The organism is Rheinheimera marina, from assembly GCF_042654345.1.
Classification (GTDB): domain Bacteria; phylum Pseudomonadota; class Gammaproteobacteria; order Enterobacterales; family Alteromonadaceae; genus Pararheinheimera; species Pararheinheimera marina.
This window is the reverse complement of record NZ_JBHSGB010000003.1, coordinates 20565-37420: the sequence shown is the minus strand read 5'-3', so window position 1 is coordinate 37420 and position 16856 is coordinate 20565. Positions and strand designations below refer to the sequence as shown.

Sequence of the window (16856 nt, the reverse complement as noted above, 5' to 3'; positions counted from 1 at the left end):
GCAGTTCATCATGGATAAACGTCATAGCAAATATCAAACAAAGCAGGTCATGCTGATGTGCCTGCTGCTCGGTCTGCCCGGTACTGTATTCAGTGCTGAAACCCCTGAGGCTGCAGGCGCGACAGATGTTGTTGAGAGCAATGCCCAACCAGCTAGACACCAACAAGAAGTGACACTGGCAGATTTGTGTGGGATGTCAGTTCCATCAGAGCTATCAGATGAAGCAACCGCTGCTCGCCCCGACTGGCCTTCGACTCTGCAGGTCGGACAAATTAACTTTCGGGTTAACCCGATTTTTGATGAGAGCGACCCCGAGACTTTTTGGCTGCACCGCTTTGCCAACTGGATCCACATTAATTCAAAACCTTGGGCACTGGAGCGGGAGTTGCCGTTTTCGACCGGCGAGAAAATAAGCGCAACAGATCTGCTCGAAGCAGAGCGATTATTAAGACATAAAAGTTACCTGCGTGACAGCCGCATCAAGGTTCTGCCTGAATGTAATGCCGATGGCAGCCGCAATGTGCAGGTAGAGACCTGGGACACCTGGAGCTTGTTGCCAACTCTGGGGTTTGGTCGAAGTGGCGGCAGCAATAAATATTCTTTCGGTTTTAAAGAAGAAAACCTGTTGGGCCTTGGCGTCAGAACCAGCTTAAAGTATCAGTCCAATTACCTGCGAACCGGCTATGAGTTCAGAAATGAAATTCCGTTGTCATTGTTTGAAATCAACGGCCTGGAGCACAGTTATGCCTGGCTCGAATGGGTCGATAACGATGATGGTTCAAAGCAGGCATTGAAGGTTGAACATCCGTTTTATAAGGACGATACCGAGCTGATGTGGCGTTTAGGCTGGATGCGTGACGACCGGCTTGAGCAGATTTTTCATAATAATGTCCTGGAAAATCAGTTTCGCACTGAGCAAAAACAAACTGAGTTGACGTATGGCCGACTGCTGTCATTCAGCGATCAGACCAGCTGGCGTTTATTGCTTGGCTATACCGAAGATAATCATCGTTTTATCGAAGACCCTTTGCAGCAGAGTGTGGCATTACCGCAAGACCGGATCTATCAATATCCATGGGTTGGCTTTGAATACATGGAGCACAAATACAAAACGCTGTCAGATGTCTTCCTGATTAATCACACGGAGGATATTCATCTGGGTTGGCGTCATCAGGTTCGTTTGGGTGTACAAACCTCCAACCTGGCACCGGAGGAACAACTTGGGTATCACTTTGAGTGGCAGGCCAGTAAAGGATTTGGCGATCAGAAGCATCTCACGCTGCTGAGCAGCCGGCTAGCAGTGCAAACCGGCGCAGACAGTGGTGACCAGACTGAACTTCGTTTGGAAATCGAGGATGTATATCGTTTGGCACAACGTTGGGCAATCTATAGTCATCTGAGATATGACCAACGCAAACAGAACTATCTAGACGACCCACTGGCCCTTGGTAGTGAAGACGGCGTTCGCACTGACGGCGGGATCCGGGGCTATCCGGTGCAGTATCAGCATGGTCTTCACAGGACAATTGCCACCGCTGAACTTCGTTGGTACCCGCAGATAACCCTGTATCAATTGCTGGATGTCGGCTTTGTGGCGTTCGCCGATGCGGGCAAGATTTCGGGAGGCAAAGTGATGGATCAACTGAGTCTGATTGATACCACCATGGTACAACAGCGGTTTGACCTGATATCGCCAAATACCCAGCAATCCTGGTTAGGCGCAGTTGGCATCGGGGCTCGCTTTTATTCTGCCCGCTCTGCCAATGACAACGTTATTCACCTGGATTTGGCCAAACCTATTGGTGCAGGCAACGATATCAACTCTTACGAGCTGCAACTAAAAGTGGAGCAGCGTTTCTGACGGCACAAGTCCCGCAGCAGCATCATATTGGCAGGTCAGAATAATTCATGATTGAGCATGTCTCGATAGAATCCTCCTGCTTCACTGACGATATTGTATGTCGCACAAAAAAACGAATGTCTGTAAATAACGCAAAGCAGAGGTTCGTTTTTTCTTGAGTGCCTGTACTGAAAAACTGCTTTTCGCTCAGAGCTACCATCCCAAAACCCCAACAAACTCAGCGCAGGTAGCTGTGGAATGGGGCGCGGTGCTAACGGGGGGCGCGGTAGTGGTTATGTTGGCTTGGTCCGAACGAAAGCATTGTTAATGTGTCCTCAGCAATAATAAAGACGGGATGAAAGGCCCCAGGGTCAATATTACCAGGGCCTTTATGAATCAGAGAAGTTGGCGTAACAGATGGATAGGCAAGCGCATGGTGCGGATTTGACTTGTGTTGTCTTCAAAAATGACCAGTGCCTGAGAATCATTAATCTGAATGATGTCAGAGTAGGCAGAGCCACCGCTGACTAACTGAAGTGGACCTTTCCAGGTCTGTCCTTCGTCAAAGCTGAGCCATAAACCCAGATTGGTGCGCCCGGCATGTGTGGTTAAATCACCGATAGGGTTGGTAAATGCCAGATAACTCGTGCCATTGGTTTGTTCGATGCGGGTAATAGACGCATCTACGGTACCGGTACTGATATTTGGAAAGGCGTTGGCTCCGTTTCCAGTCAACATACTCCAGGTTTCACCACCATTCTGGCTGACAAATTGATAACGCGGTCCATAGTTGACGCCGTTGACGATTTGGTTAAAGTCCAGCCGTACGGTCATCAGCAACCGGCCATCTAATAACTCAACGATATCGGCTTCACTCGGCTCTAATGTCTTCAATGTTGTGCCAGACCACTGATACGGCAGCGGCAACTCGTCTCCGTATTGCCACTGCTGGCCATTATCATCACTGTAAATGGAAACAACATTCAGAAAGCTTTTATCGAGCTGGATCGCAGGGTAAATCAAACGACCATTGTGCTCACCCTGGCTGAATGTTTGCCTGTTGAGTGCGATACCATGTCCGGGCCCTGGATTGATACTTGAATCACCATACTGTGTAAAACCACTACCTTGTGATGTTTTGGTCCAGCCCTGAGATTCCGGCGTGGTCTGATTGGTGGCCGGATTTAATCCGGTTAATGCGGCAGCATCGAATTTAAATGCCAGAGAACTGTTTTTTACCAGCTCGATGTTTGCAATATGCATCCTGCCGTCAATAGCCGCGTCATTGTTGCCAAAACTGACCAAGCCGCTGGTCGCGCTTTGGCCATTCCAGGTCGCGATAGTGAGGCCATCGACTTTCAGCGTTGCAGCTTGTGACGCTGGGTTAAAGGCAATTTCGATATCAAAAAATGCAAAGGGTCTGTCATTTGCAGTTTTTAATGAATATGTATTCGCCAAACCATTCAACTGAACAACCAAATTATCTGTAGCTGTTCTGGCAAATGTTGCCTGAAACAGTTTGCTGCCATTTGACGCAGAGACGATATTCGCACCACCTCCGGCAATACGCAGATTTGCAGTCAGTTGCCAGCTGTCTGTGGGAATGAGATTGCTGGCCCGGCTGAAGATGTGTGAACCGGCTAATCCGACAATTTGCAGTCCTTGTTCTTTAACGCTGGTCGTTGGTAATTGTGTTGGCAGAGACCACGTTTTGCTGACTAAATCGAACTCATTGAACAACAATGCATTGTCCAGCCAGGGTTTGATGACGTCACCGTTTTGAGCGGCATTGGTTGGCCATTTGGCATAAGTGACAATAAGCCTTTGATTGATCTCATCAAGCACCGGGCGGGGATCAGAGAAGTCAAAACCGTTATTGGTGTTTGCTGGAGCAGAGATATTGCTTGATGCACTCCAGGTCAGACCAAAATCTGTGGAGACTCTGGTAATGATATTGTTGGTGTTACTGGCACTTCCCGGGTCACCGCCGCCGATGCGCTGCTCGGCAAAGATCGCCACAACACCGCTGTTATCTTTCGTGGATATCACCGACGGTATCCGGTCTGGTGAAGCAAAAACTGCATCGCCATGCACTTCAAATCGCACGTCCCGATACAAAGCTTTGCCACTGACACCGGAAGAGCCGTTTCCCCAGGTCACAAAGTTTTGGGTTGTACTTGCACCTGGCCAGTCTTTGGCTATCAATTGGCCATCAACATAAAAACTAGCCATGCCGTTGCTGTTTGGCAGGGTGACGATCTCATATCGGTGAAAAGCAGTGGCATCCGCTCCGGTCGCAATCACAAAGGGTGTGGTTTGCGCATGCCCTACCAAGGTGACTTCTAATCTGCCGTTACTTAATGAGACTATCGGGAGATATCTTTTCGCGCCATTGGCGTAGTAATTGGTAAAGTAACCGCCTTCCAATAGCCGCATTTCGGCCATGTAGTGCCAACCAAAGCTACTGGCAGCGCTATGCACTGCTGCGTTTGGCACAATGCGCCATTCACTGCGGCCTCTGGTTCCATCAACCAGGTAAAGTGGCTCACCGGTTGAGGTATCGATAGATCCCGTCCCGCTGAGCGAACGATCTGCAGTCCACCCTTGTGCGGCCGGATTTGGATTGAGATTTCCTGCATCATAACTTTGCAAACTAGCCTGACTTGCAAAAGACAATGTTGAGCAAAGCACAACTATTGCCGTGAAGACATTACGCATGATTTTTTCCTCTGTTGAATATTGAATGACCTGTTCGAATTTGCTTTAGGTGTAATGGTATAACAGGTATGCAAGACAATAGCTTTTGCGCAAAATTTGTTCAACTAAAGTGGCGGATTTTTTTGCTGAAGATGGAGCAAATGAACTAGGTGATGAAATGTATGGAGCTATAGAGGATGGCGAAGACCTGAGACAGATCTTCGCTTATAGGAGCGTTACTTAAGCCAGCTTGATGGCGAATTCAGAGAATTGTATTGCGCTCAGTTCCTGACTCATTTTTTCAAACTCCGCTTCAGTCATATTTTGAAACGGCGTGCGGTTTGGGCCCAAATCTAAGCCCAGCAGACGCATGATTTGTTTGCCAGCTACGATATTGCCGCGGTAACGACAGATCACCTCAATCAGGTCCCACGACTTCTGTTGCAGTTTTTGCGCTAACACCATGTCGCCTTTGCTGTAAGCGTCGCGGATTTGCACGTATAAACCGGCCGCGTAATTGAAAGTGCCACCAATACAACCCTGAGCCCCGCCCATTGCCAGTGACGCTAACAGGGTTTCATCCTGGCCATGCAGGATGTCAAATTTGCCGCCTTGGTAACGATGGCACAATGAATATTCAAACAAACTTTCGAAGGTATATTTAATCCCGGCGAAATTGGGGATGCGGCCATCGACGGCCTTGAGTAATTCAAGCATCGACAGATGAATACCGGTAAAGGCTGGGATATGGTAATAGTAAAACGGCAGCTCAGGTGCTCCAGCTGCTATTTCGGCACAATAGTCAGCAAGTTCTTGAATGCGGTTAATTTTGGGAAACGTTGGGCCCATCACGCTGGTCGCATAAGCACCAACTTCAGCAGCATGGGCAGCTAACTGCTTGCTGGCTTTAACGCTGTTTCCGCCAACATGGACTATTACTTTAAAGCCTGCTGGTGCCGCCTTGCACCAGGCTTGCGCCGCGATCATCCGTTCTTCTTCAGTCAGCATTTGTCCTTCGCCGGAAGAGCCGTTGATAAATACCCCTTCAATTCCATTGTTTGCCAATGTTTGTGCATACCGTGGGATCACGTCTAAATTCAGCTCACCATTTTTCTGAAAGGCGGTAAACGGGGCGCAAATGAGGCCATTAATTTTGTTCATACGATGTCTCTTGAGTGGGGAAAAGGGAACGGCCGCGAAGCCAGGTATTGTGTAAAGTTAAGGTCCCGTCCGTCGACGATGTCAGCTGGACTAAATCAGCGCGGCAACCAGGCTTGAGTTGACCAATTTCAGCAGACCTGTCGAGAAATTGTGCGGGATAAAGACTGGCCATCCGTAGTGCTTCAAGTGTCTCAACCTTTAATGTGCTGATGGTGTAATTAATGGCGTCCAGCATACTGATGGCCGCCCCAGCCAGTTGCCCTGTACTGCTTTGCAGTCTCTTGTTGTGCAGGGAGATTGCGTGATCTTCGAACCGAAACTCTTGTTGCGGTGCATCTGGTGTCCACATGGCATCAGTCACCAGCAGCATTTTGCCGCGGGGTTTGAGTTTCAGCGCCAGCTGTGCACATTGCGGATGTACGTGATGCCCGTCAGCGATGAGCCCGCACCAGCTTTTTGGATCTGTTAGTGCAATGCCGACCATGCCCGGTTCTCGCGAAGTCAGTGGGGACATTGCATTAAAAAGATGGGTAAAGCTGGTTGCGCCAGCGTCTAACGCTGCCTGAGTTTGTGCTGCTGTGGCGTTGGAATGTCCGAGGCTGACCAGCACTTGTTGTTTCACTAATACTGATATTTGTTCAGCCGTAAAATTTTCTGGAGCCACAGTGATAAGCACAGTGCCAAGATCTTTTCGGCGGTACAGCGCCAGTTCGTGATCTGCCGCAGGCCTGAGTACCGAAAGATTGTGAATGCCCCGCTTCACATCATTCAAATGCGGGCCTTCAAAATGGATGCCGATGATGCCGGGCATGCCAGAGCTGAGGGCTTGGCTTATCGCAGTCGCCCCTTGCAAAGCAACCTCGTAATGACTGCTGATGATGGTCGGTAACATGCTGGTGGTGCCATAACGGGCATGGGTTTGTACCATGTGCTGCAGCGTTGTTACGGTCGGTGCCTGATTAAATAACAGTCCACCGCCACCATTCACCTGACAATCAATAAACCCAGGCGCAAGCAAACCTTTGAGTCGAACCTCAGTGGCTCCGCTGACAGTATCCAAAGCACGGATATAACCGTCTTCGATACTGAGTGGTCTCTGCTGATGAAGTTGTTCACCATCAAACAACTGGTCGGCAATAAGTGTCAGTTTCATAGTATTTCAGCGTTGGCAGTAAAAAACTGCCAACGCTGTCCAGGGCTTAGAATGTGACATGAACGCCGGCATAAAATGCCCGGCCAGTGAGATCAAACGCAGTCCCGTTAGTCAGGGTGCCGGCTTGCTGATACTTGTGGTTTGCAGTCAGCATCGGTGGCATCACGTCGAAGAGATTGTTGACACCAAAGTGCGCATTCATTTGCGGTGACAGCTGGTAACTTAAGCGCAGATCGTTGTAGGTCCGCGACGGAACGTTGTTCAGTGCTTCCGTCATGATCTTGTTGTTGTTACGATCTTTTGTGCTATCCCAATAGCGTAACTGCCAATACAGATTCCAGTCTGCCAGGGTGTAGGATGCGCTGATATTAAAACGGACTTTCGGGAATAAGACTTCGCCGTCCAGTTGCTGCACGTCGCCACTGGCGATGCCGGTGATCTCATACTTTTGCAGGAAGTTCGCTGCAGCAGCCAGATAAAGTTCGCCTTGGCCGAGCACAGTTTCGTAGCTCGATTCAAAGTCGATCCCCTGGGTTTCAATGATGTTCTCATTGCCGGAAGCGGCATTCACATCTAGCGCGGCGCCGGTGCGGCCGTCTCTGCGAACTAGCCCACCACAATTAGGATCAAAGGCTGACTGTGTCACTGAATAACAGCGATTGAGAATGACAGTCCGGTCGGTTTTATCAATCGCGTCATCGATTTTGATATCGTAGTAGTCGAGTGAGACCTGCAGGTTATCAATGGTTTCGGGAGTAAAGACCAACCCGGCAGTTAAAGTATCTGCCTGTTCTTCCTTCACATTGGTAGAACCGCTTAACAGCCCCTGCGTATTCTGTCTTTCGACCTGCGTTAAAGTGAAGGCGCCGTCAGTCTGGATCCGCTGAGCAATAGCGGCAATAGACCGGCAGTTTTGCGCAATGTTGCCAGTGCTTGTTGCATTGATCCCGTTACATGGATCTGTAACGAACGCTGATGTAGCCGTTCCGCCCGCATACAGGTCACTGACATTCGGTGCCCGTACGGCTGTTGCTACTGCACCGCGTAAACGCCATGAACTGCTCAGTGGGGCGTCAACACCAATAGTCCAGTTGCTGGTTTTTCCGACAGAAGAGTAGTCACCGAAGCGGACTGCCAAATCAAGATTCAGTTGTTCCAGTAACGGTACGTGCAACTCACCAAATACATCAACGACGTCAAATTGTCCTTCAGTTCTGGTGATTTTATTGCCGCGGACAATGCCGGCTTCGCGCAGTGGGTCTGGCGTCTCTTTGCCTTTTTCTTCCCGGTATTCTAAGCCGGTCGCGAACGCCAGATTACTCACGTCGCTGCTGATGGCAAAATCGAGGTCGCCAGCCACTATGGCGTTGATATCGAATTGCTCGACAGAGCCAGTCAGGCCTGTGGTTGCGGCTAGGTACTTCACAGCTTCTGCGGAGATCCCGTCAATCTTAAACGGGTTAAATGGCACACAACCACTGATTCGGGCTAATGGATCTGCACATTGGAACCCGCCGCTGCCATTTGATTGCACATCAAGTGCCTGACGTGCGCGGGCCAAATTAATATCCCCGTGGTTGACCTGATTCTGATCGGTGACGCCATACGTGGAAGTCAGGTTCAGCGTCATAGAGTCGCTGAGGTCATATTCGTAGTCAGCTGCAACCCGGAAGGTACTGCGGGTGTTTTCGGCGCCGCGGTCGCCGAATTCATATAAGCGGCGGAAGGTCACACTGACATTATCCAGCTTGGTGATGCCGTCAGCCAGCAAGGCATTACCTAATTTGGTGCCGGCAAACCAGGGATGATTGGCAATAGAGATACCAGTACTACCACCACGTGAAAGTAAAAAGATGTCGTTGCGGGTATCCAGTGGAATGGGTTCAAAACGTGCTCTGGAGTCGACCCGCGCATAGTTCGCACTAAAGCGGACCCGTGAATCTTCGTTTAAATCCATGCTAAGGCCAGCTGCAGCAAACATTCTGTTTAACGGCGTCAGCATCGAACGGTAGTCGTGGAAGTTAAAGGCGTCTGATGTATTGACGTCATTGGTGGGGGTGTAAAGCGTACCATCGCCTTTGTATTTACCGACACGTGCGCCAAAGATATGTGATGAGCCAACAAATTGTGGGGTATCCAATAAACCATCTTTATTGGTATCGACAGCGTCTTTGTGCACTCGTGAATAGTCACGATCTGTTGCCATCAGGCCTTCGTCGTCGGAGTAGCCGATGGAGAACCAGCTATTGCCACCCTTAAAGTTATTGCCAAAAGTTAACTCCAGATCGTGGGTTTTACGATCGGCCGCCGCACTTTGGCCAGCTCTGGCTTTAAATAGTACGCCTTCAAAATCCTTTTTCAGGATAATGTTAATAACACCGGCAACAGCATCTGATCCGTAAGCCGCCGATTGCCCGCCGGTCAGAATTTCTACCCGGTCAATCAGGCTGGTTGGAATGGTATTTAAGTCCACGCCATAGCCGGCACCGACCGACATCCCGGAGACATACCGAATACCGTCCACCAGCACTAGCGTGCGCGATGACCCCAGATTACGCAGGGCTATAGTATTTAAACCGGAGCTCTGTTCACTGATATTGGAGCTGGACGACGTACTGTCACCAACCACGGCAGGGATTTTGCCGAGAAAGTCACCGATATTGACTGCACCAACACCTTGAATGTCTTCCGAGTCCATCACTTTGATTGGTGAAGGGGAGTCAAAGTTACCTTTGGGAATGTGTGAGCCTGTCACAGCAATTTTCTCGATTTTTGCTTCTTCTGCAGGTTTTGTTTCGGCTGAAACAGAAGCAGAAGCTACGAGGACTCCGACGGTAATGAGTGATCGCTTGAATACATGATGGAGTGATGCAAACTGATTTTGCTGATTGTTCAACATGTTAAACCTCACTTCTGGCAATTATTATAGTGTTATGTGGCGTACCTGTTATACCAGTATACATCCAATCATCCAGCTTTCAATCGTTGTTGACGTTTTTTTCTACAGAAAATTGATTTGTTGCGGAAAAGCGGTGCTATGGCTGGGCTATAACACCCCGGTAAACCATCGGAGATCGTACGCCCGGCTTGGTTTCGCCACCGATCCAATAAATATGTTGCTCTGTTCTGGCAAGAGTGAGTGGCCCGGCTCCGCCGGTAAACGGCACCAGATCTGGCAGGGCGTTCCATTGGTTGGTGCGACTGTTAAAGACTAACTGCCGCCGGCTAAAATTGATTTCTTCCGTTGTGAGGTTGAAATAGCGAGTTTTACAGGCTGCGAGCTCTTCACCTTGCAGTTGGGAAAACTGAGTCAGCGTGTTGTTGAATAGTTCCAGGTTGACTCCGCCGAGCAGGAGTATCTGGTGATCGTTAAGAACTGTTGCTGCCCCCCCTGACACTGAAAATGCTTGGTGCTCAAAGGTAACATCAGGTAGTTGTGACCATGTCCGGGTTTTCATATCAAAGGCCCAGGCATCCGTTCGGGTGAAGTTATTTTCTGAGCCTTTTGGGTCGATTCCCCCAAACAGATAAAACGTATCAGAGAGCTGCTCTGCCGGAAACTGCACTCGTGCAGGACCCGGAATGGGTTCTAATTCCTGACACTGGGACGTTTCTAAGTCGAAACGGCAGACGCCGGCGGTTGGTTGGCCATTGCGCTCCCCGCCAAATAAAAAGAGTTCCCCCTGGTACCATGTCGCAGCACCAGAATGCCAGCTAAAGGGGAGTTGTCCCCAAAGTTTGATTGTCGGCTCGCCAGCAACAAGACTGACCTCGAGGATGCTGGATAATGCCCCCTGAGCATTCTGCCCGCCGACTAGCAGAACGCTGTGCTCGGTCTGGACCAATGCACCATGTGCAACCGGGTAGGGTAATTGCAGGTGCTGCATCGTTTGCAATGTTGAGGCTGCGGTGTCGAAAAGCCACATATCGCTGTAATAGGCTTTGGTAGCCTGGTCAAAAAATGGATGACCAGCAGGAAAATTCGCCCCGCCGGCAACCAGCAAATAGTTGCCAATTATGCCAGTAAAGGCGGCTGAGACGCCGAGGGATGCTGGCGTGCCTTGTGGGGCAGGTAGTTTGCCATAGACGCTCCAGCCAATTTGCTTGGTAGAATTGTGGTTAACAGGCATCTGTGCCTCTTGATTTGTTGGATGAGGAACATGGGGCTGGCAACCATAAAGAGCGCAGAACGTCGCACTGACGCAAAGCAGTAAAAGTTTCATACACACCTCATGGCAGCTGCCCAAACATCAATAAAAAACAACTAAGACCTAACCTCCGCTAAGTCTTAGTTGAAAAGCCAGCACTATTTCCAGGGACTGCACCGGCTTGGCAGTGGTTGCATCAGAACTGATATTTCAAACCAGCGAAATATTGACGCCCGATGACGTCATAAGCGCGGGCTTCAGTGTTGGTGCCTGTGCTAAAACTGTCAGGACGAGCATTGATATCAGGTTCAACATCAAACAGGTTGTTGGTACCGATATAAACGTTGAAGTCTGCTGCCAGCTTATAGTTCAAACGTAAGTCGACGTAAGTCACGGCATCCATCGTGTTTAAATCGTCCGACAGATTGGTTGTTCCTAGGTAAGACTTGGTTTCATTGCGATAGCGCAGCTGAGTGAAGAGATTCAGCTGGTCGGTGACATCGTAGGAACCGTTAAAGGTCAGGCGCATCTCAGGGTAGAGCGGACGCCCGACAAATTTCTCTACAGCGCCATTGGCATCAGTCACGTCGAATTTACTCAGACTGTTGGCGATGACATTCAGTCGCAGTCCCTCATTCACGTAAGACACTTCAACATCGACACCGGCAGTCTCAATTTTGCTGGCATTAATCAAAGTTGAACGTAAATTCAAAATGGGGCCGTCGTTGCTATCCCGCAGCAAATTGCCGCCACAGGTGGCATCAAAACCAGAAGCTGCAACGTCATAACAGCGTTTCACAAAGACATCAGGCCCTACCCTGGTAATGCCGTCTTCGATCTCAATGCCGTAGTAGTCGACAGACATTGACCAGTCATCAGTCAATGAATAGACTGCGCCCAACGTGATGGAATCGGCCGTTTCTTCTTTCAGAGCAAGCGAGCCAGTTTGCAACAGGCGCGTGTTGTTGGCTTCAGATGCCACCAGGTTAAACGCACCTTTAGACGCGATCCGCTGATTGATTGCTGCGATAGAGCGACAGTTTGTGGCAATGTTGCCGGTGCTGGCTGCCGTCACACCATTACAGGGGTCAACATTACTCGGAGCTGTTGATGTGGCACCGGTAGAAAATAAATCGTTGATATTCGGTGCTCTTACTGAGCTTGAGTATGCGGCACGAAGTTTCAGGTCATCGGTCACTGGAGCGTCTGCGCCGAATCTGTAGGTAAAGGTGTTGCCCACTGTGGAGTATTCACCTGCCCGCAGCGCCAAACTGAGATTCAGCCACTCGGCGACCGGAGCCTGAAATTCGGTAAATGCCTCTACGACATCAAAGCTACCGACGATGTCGGCGATCGCCAGGTCGCGTGAAATACCTAACTGCCGGAAGCTATCCGGAGTCTCACGGGCTTCTTCTTTGCGCCATTCCAAACCACCTGCGAAACTGACCGGACCGTCAGACAGTTCAATCGGCAGGTTACCAGCTAACACGCTGCTGCCGACAAACTGACGTAACTCACCTGATTGACCGGTATCAATGGCCATGTATTTGACTGCTGCCGGAGAAAATCCGGTCACGCCAGATTTACCAAGCAAACTATCCACAGTGTTAAACGGGTTCACCGGCACACAACCCTGGGCACGTGCTGTAGCATCCACGCAGCGGTAGCCGCCTTTTCCGTCGGATTCAATTTTCATGGCTTCGCGCAACTGGGTTAAAGCGACGTCACCGGTTTTATTCATGGTCTGGGAGGTCATACCAAACACGATACTATTGGTCCACATCATGTCATTGGCTAATTCAGTGCTGATGCTGCCCGCGGTACGGAAGGTATTCCGCCGCTGTGATACTACTTGTGGTCCAAATTCAGTCATGCGGCGGAATGTCGCAATACGGTCAAATGAAGTGTTGCTGCCCATCACACTCAATAATTGTTTGCCAGCGCTGCTACCGACAAAATATGGGCTTGTTGCGATGTCGATACCGCTGGTACCGCCGGAACCGACCATAAAGACGTTATCCCGTACGCTCAAGGCGATGGGTTCTAATTGCGCTGTCGCGGTGGTTTGTGAGAAGTTGATTTCCAGTTCAGCACTGGTGTCGTCTGAAATATCGAAAGTAGAGCCACTGGCGATATGGAAGCGTTTGTAAGGCGAAACGATTTTCCGCGATGCGTGTTGATTATCAAAATCGCTGGTACCATTGGGGACAAAATTGCTGTCCATCACCGGCTGATTAGTATTAAACGGCTGGCCGTTACCGAAAATAAACAGGTTGCCAAATGATAAGGCGGCACCAGGGACATGAGCAGGGCCGTTGCGGCGGGCGATAGATTCCACAATGCCGTCTTTATTCGTATCAATAAAGCTCAGTTCGTACTTAGCGAAATCGCGGTCCGCTGAATTAAGACCGTCTTGATTGGCTACGCCGACAGAGACCCAGGCATTCCCTGCATCGAAATTCTTACCGTAGGTAAAATCGACGTTTTGGCGTGCAGCACCACCTTGTTGGGAGTCCGCGCCAAAAGCGTTGATTTCGGCACCATTAAAGTCTTTTTTTGTGATGATGTTAATGACACCAGCCACGGCGTCAGAACCATAGATAGCAGACTGGCCGCCTGTTAATACATCAACCCGCTCGATGATTGAAGTTGGAATGGAGTTTAAATCAACGCCATAACCCGAGTTCGCTGAAACCCCGGACACGTAACGCCGGCCATTTACCAGTACCAAAGTGCGGGCTGAGCCTAAGTTGCGTAATGACGTGGTACTGACACCGATGTTACTGGCGGTGCCACCGAATGGCAGGTTGTTACTCGAAGCACTCAGTTCTGAAGTGATCGACGGGACCCGATTTAACGTGTCTTCGACCGAAATAGAGCCGGTACCTTCAATTAAGCTTGCATCAACTTCCGTGATTGGCGCTGACGACGTGAAGTTTGCGCTACCGCCGCGCATGATGTGCGAGCCAGTGACCTGAATTTTTTCGATTTCTTTGGATTCTGACTTTTTGGCGTCAACTGCCTGCGCCATGCCCTGAGCGGATATGGCCATCAGACTGATTGCTAAAAGTGACTTTTTGAAGTGTGTTGACTTGTTTCCTGTGCGTAGTACGACGGCCTTCATTGGGGCTCTCCTGTAAGTAAATGGTTATGACAGTTTAAGTACTACATAACTAGCATTTTACGCAGTTATACTATTAACCTGTTATACCAGTATATGTGTTGTTTTTTTGGAAAGTCAAAGTTATTTGTTCGTGGTTTTTTCGGGATCTGTTGTTTTGTTGAGGAGTAACAGGGATAGCTGGCAGATGATTGGCGACTGGGGTTCAGCTTTGGTCATGCCTCAGATAAACCTTCATTGGTGAGTCTGACTACATCACGAGGTCAACCTACCTGACTTTTTGGGTTCACCGGCTTTCACTTCTCAATGCTTGCGCACAAATCAGCCATTTGGATGACCGTTAGCCTGTTCAACCGCGAGTGACAGGAATGAAGTTGTTCATTGATGAAAATCTGCCATTCATCCAAATGGCAGATTTGCACACACGCATTGACAAGCTCAAGCCTGGTGAACCTGAAAAGTCAGGCGAGGGCAGGTGTCAAAAATACAAAAAATCAAAGTGCAAATTTAAAGCGGGAGTGAGACCGAAATTATCGGCAATCGACGTTCTCAGTCGGTGTAAAGTGTAAGTTGACACAGAGATTGAAGAACAGTAGAGCAATAGCGCATTCCTTTATTTATATGGTATTATCATGGTTAAATGTAATCCTGATATGGTTGCTTATTCGAACCTGAGACCCATAATGGAATGTTCTCCGGAGGCAGAGGTCTCAGGTTCGAATCCTGATGGGTGCGCCATATAAATCAACCACTTAGAGGCGACTCAAGTGGTTTTTTTGTTTATTGTGCCTTCATTGTGCCGTGAATGTGCCCTAAGCCCAAAAAGTTATCCGGCCTACCAGTCCGGTTTAGACCTCTGCCTTTTATCTGCAAGTGATAATGATAAAAGTCAAAAAGCGCGTCTCATCATAATTACTTCTGCGAGCTCTTCTGTTGGTTTAAGCAGCTACTGACGAACGGCTACACCGCCCCTTAATGCCAGCTTCTGTACCCAACCAGGCACTGCTTGTGCTTTTGGTGCCATGCGTTTGCCGCCGGAGAAAGTTTGCTTTTGCTCTGTGCTCAGCATCAGCGGTGCGGCGGCATAACCTCTTCTGGCAGCGCTTTGCAGCAATTGTTTTGGGGTTTTGCTGAACGCAAGCGGCGTTTTCTGGTTGTGCAGCTTTAATAGCGCTAACGCAATATCAAACTCCATTTCTGCAAGATGCTGGCGATCTTTTTGCTCGTCCAATTGTGCTAAGGCAGATGGTGCAACCTGAACAAGCTCTGCAAAACGTTCGGCCGCCAGCAACACATTAAAAGTGTTCACTGCGGCCTTACAGTAGGCCGGCACTTTGCGGTAATGCAACAACACTAAATCTGCAGCACCTTGAGTGTTCTGAGTAAAACCCAAAATACCAAGCTGCTTACACATTCCTTCAATATAACCAAGGCCAGGAATGCCCATACCACGCGCTTTTACCCAATAGGTTTTCAGTTGTTTGAGCAGCTCCGGCTCACGTTGATGTTGCTCAGCATCCAGGCTGATATTCGCTACCAGAATCGCCATACGGGTTAACAGTGCATGCGGCTCGTTAAACTGAATGCCAATGGTTAAATAATGATTGAGCTGGTCGTGGCAACGGTTCCCCCAATAATCCAATAACCTTTTGATGGCCCCATGATGGCCGGCTTTAGCCGCTTTATCGTAGTGCTGCAGGGCTTTCTCTAACTGTTGCTGACGCTCAAAAACACGGCCGGTTAATTCATCCAGCGCGGCACCAGGTTGTAATTGCTGAAAGCGTTTTAGCCAGGTTAATAACAACGGCAAATCAATATCAGCATGTGTTTTGGCAAAGGCCAATTCCGTCAGGAACTCTAACGCATCGCTACTGCCCAGCTGCAAACCACGGGTTAACCAGTACACCAAATCATTGTGTTGAAGTTGAGGTTGCACACTTTGTTTCTGGGCGTTACGTGCAGCTGGCTTTAATAAGCGGTTTGCTGAAGATAATGCTAAAACCTGCCTGGCAATCTGAGCACAAGCATCACCATCTTGCGCCATTGCAGCCTCCAGCACTGTGCGCAGGTTCAGCTTTGGATAGGCTTGCCACAGTGGGGCGGCAAACTCCGCATTATGGAAACGGGCGGTATAGCAGGCAAGGTCAAACATGCACTGTAAAATACTGATTTGCTGTCCCCTCTCCAGCGGCTGCATGGTGATATGACGGCCCCTGGCATCTCGCTGAATGTGCACCGCCTGATTGGTGTGTTGGCGCAGTTGCATCAACTGCTGTAATAAAGCTTCGGGGAAAACCTTTTGCTGGCTCAACAGCTCCAGTTTTTCACACAAAGTGGTTTCGAGCAGCAACACAATACCGTGCAAATCGGCAAAATCATGGCACCATAATTCCAGCGCCAGCCGAATCTTTAATAAAAAACAGCAGCTGTCATCTGCAAGGTAGCGCCCGGCGTCGGTGAGCATCTGCGCCAGGGCTTTGTTGTATTGAGCGACAAAAATAAAGTTACTTGTTTGCATAAGACACCCCGGCTAGCTGCTGCATTGTTGGTTAATCGGTGAAGAAGTTGGGCATCCATGCCCCAGTCCATTGTTCATCCTTGTGTTTTGCCATCCTGGCATAGCCCTGCAATTCATTTTGGCTTTCCACACCACCTTGTGTGGCCTGGCATTTTCTTTCCATGCTGCCTGCTTCCCGCAAGCTGTGTTCCTTCGCCGAGCATGCTACCAAGCCTAAA

At 49.4% G+C, this 16856-nt stretch carries 9 protein-coding genes; 1 reads left to right on the top strand and 8 read right to left on the bottom strand.

Features of this window, described 5'->3' with window-relative positions; translation table 11 throughout:
* Positions 1 to 10: 10 nt before the first annotated feature.
* Positions 11 to 1861 carry a BamA/TamA family outer membrane protein gene (locus ACFO3I_RS03175; protein WP_377331689.1) on the top strand — a complete coding sequence of 617 codons (1851 nt, stop codon included), beginning with the start codon at positions 11 to 13 and terminating at the stop codon, positions 1859 to 1861.
* 375 nt (positions 1862 to 2236) lie between these two features.
* On the opposite strand, the gene ACFO3I_RS03170 is transcribed toward ACFO3I_RS03175, so the two are convergent.
* The 8 genes from ACFO3I_RS03170 to ACFO3I_RS03135 all read right to left on the bottom strand — a co-directional run bounded on the left by ACFO3I_RS03170 (position 2237) and on the right by ACFO3I_RS03135 (position 16801).
* Complete coding sequence (locus ACFO3I_RS03170; protein WP_377331687.1) at positions 2237 to 4558, bottom strand: exo-alpha-sialidase; 2322 nt, start codon at positions 4556 to 4558, stop codon at positions 2237 to 2239.
* Between the two features lie 219 nt (positions 4559 to 4777).
* Positions 4778 to 5698 carry a dihydrodipicolinate synthase family protein gene (locus ACFO3I_RS03165; protein WP_377331686.1) on the bottom strand — a complete coding sequence of 307 codons (921 nt, stop codon included), beginning with the start codon at positions 5696 to 5698 and terminating at the stop codon, positions 4778 to 4780.
* Positions 5685 to 6824 (bottom strand): N-acetylglucosamine-6-phosphate deacetylase, encoded by a 1140-nt coding sequence (gene nagA, locus ACFO3I_RS03160; protein ID WP_377331684.1) that lies wholly within the window; start codon positions 6822 to 6824, stop codon positions 5685 to 5687. Before nagA ends, ACFO3I_RS03165 begins: the two co-directional genes overlap by 14 nt.
* 73 nt (positions 6825 to 6897) lie before the next feature.
* Positions 6898 to 9606 carry a TonB-dependent receptor domain-containing protein gene (locus ACFO3I_RS03155; RefSeq protein WP_377331682.1) on the bottom strand — a complete coding sequence of 903 codons (2709 nt, stop codon included), beginning with the start codon at positions 9604 to 9606 and terminating at the stop codon, positions 6898 to 6900.
* A 280-nt stretch (positions 9607 to 9886) separates the two neighbouring features.
* Positions 9887 to 11074, bottom strand: coding sequence for a cyclically-permuted mutarotase family protein (locus ACFO3I_RS03150; RefSeq protein WP_377331680.1), 1188 nt, complete (start codon positions 11072 to 11074; stop codon positions 9887 to 9889).
* Positions 11075 to 11195: 121 nt separating this feature from the next.
* Positions 11196 to 14051, bottom strand: a complete 2856-nt coding sequence (locus tag ACFO3I_RS03145) for a TonB-dependent receptor domain-containing protein (protein ID WP_377331678.1) — start codon at positions 14049 to 14051, stop codon at positions 11196 to 11198.
* Positions 14052 to 15066: 1015 nt separating this feature from the next.
* Complete coding sequence (locus tag ACFO3I_RS03140) at positions 15067 to 16638, bottom strand: hypothetical protein (RefSeq protein WP_377331677.1); 1572 nt, start codon at positions 16636 to 16638, stop codon at positions 15067 to 15069.
* Between the two features lie 31 nt (positions 16639 to 16669).
* Positions 16670 to 16801 carry a hypothetical protein gene (locus ACFO3I_RS03135; protein ID WP_377331676.1) on the bottom strand — a complete coding sequence of 44 codons (132 nt, stop codon included), beginning with the start codon at positions 16799 to 16801 and terminating at the stop codon, positions 16670 to 16672.
* Between the last annotated feature and the right edge of the window lie 55 nt (positions 16802 to 16856).

Coding starts and splice junctions, on each gene's coding strand:
- ACFO3I_RS03175 (WP_377331689.1), top strand. CDS start 11: ATGGATAAACGTCATAGCAAATATCAAACAAAGCAGGTCATGCTGATG.
- ACFO3I_RS03170 (WP_377331687.1), bottom strand. CDS start 4,558: ATGCGTAATGTCTTCACGGCAATAGTTGTGCTTTGCTCAACATTGTCT.
- ACFO3I_RS03165 (WP_377331686.1), bottom strand. CDS start 5,698: ATGAACAAAATTAATGGCCTCATTTGCGCCCCGTTTACCGCCTTTCAG.
- ACFO3I_RS03150 (WP_377331680.1), bottom strand. CDS start 11,074: ATGAAACTTTTACTGCTTTGCGTCAGTGCGACGTTCTGCGCTCTTTAT.
- ACFO3I_RS03145 (WP_377331678.1), bottom strand. CDS start 14,051: ATGGCCATATCCGCTCAGGGCATGGCGCAGGCAGTTGACGCCAAAAAG.
- ACFO3I_RS03140 (WP_377331677.1), bottom strand. CDS start 16,638: ATGCAAACAAGTAACTTTATTTTTGTCGCTCAATACAACAAAGCCCTG.
- ACFO3I_RS03135 (WP_377331676.1), bottom strand. CDS start 16,801: ATGGAAAGAAAATGCCAGGCCACACAAGGTGGTGTGGAAAGCCAAAAT.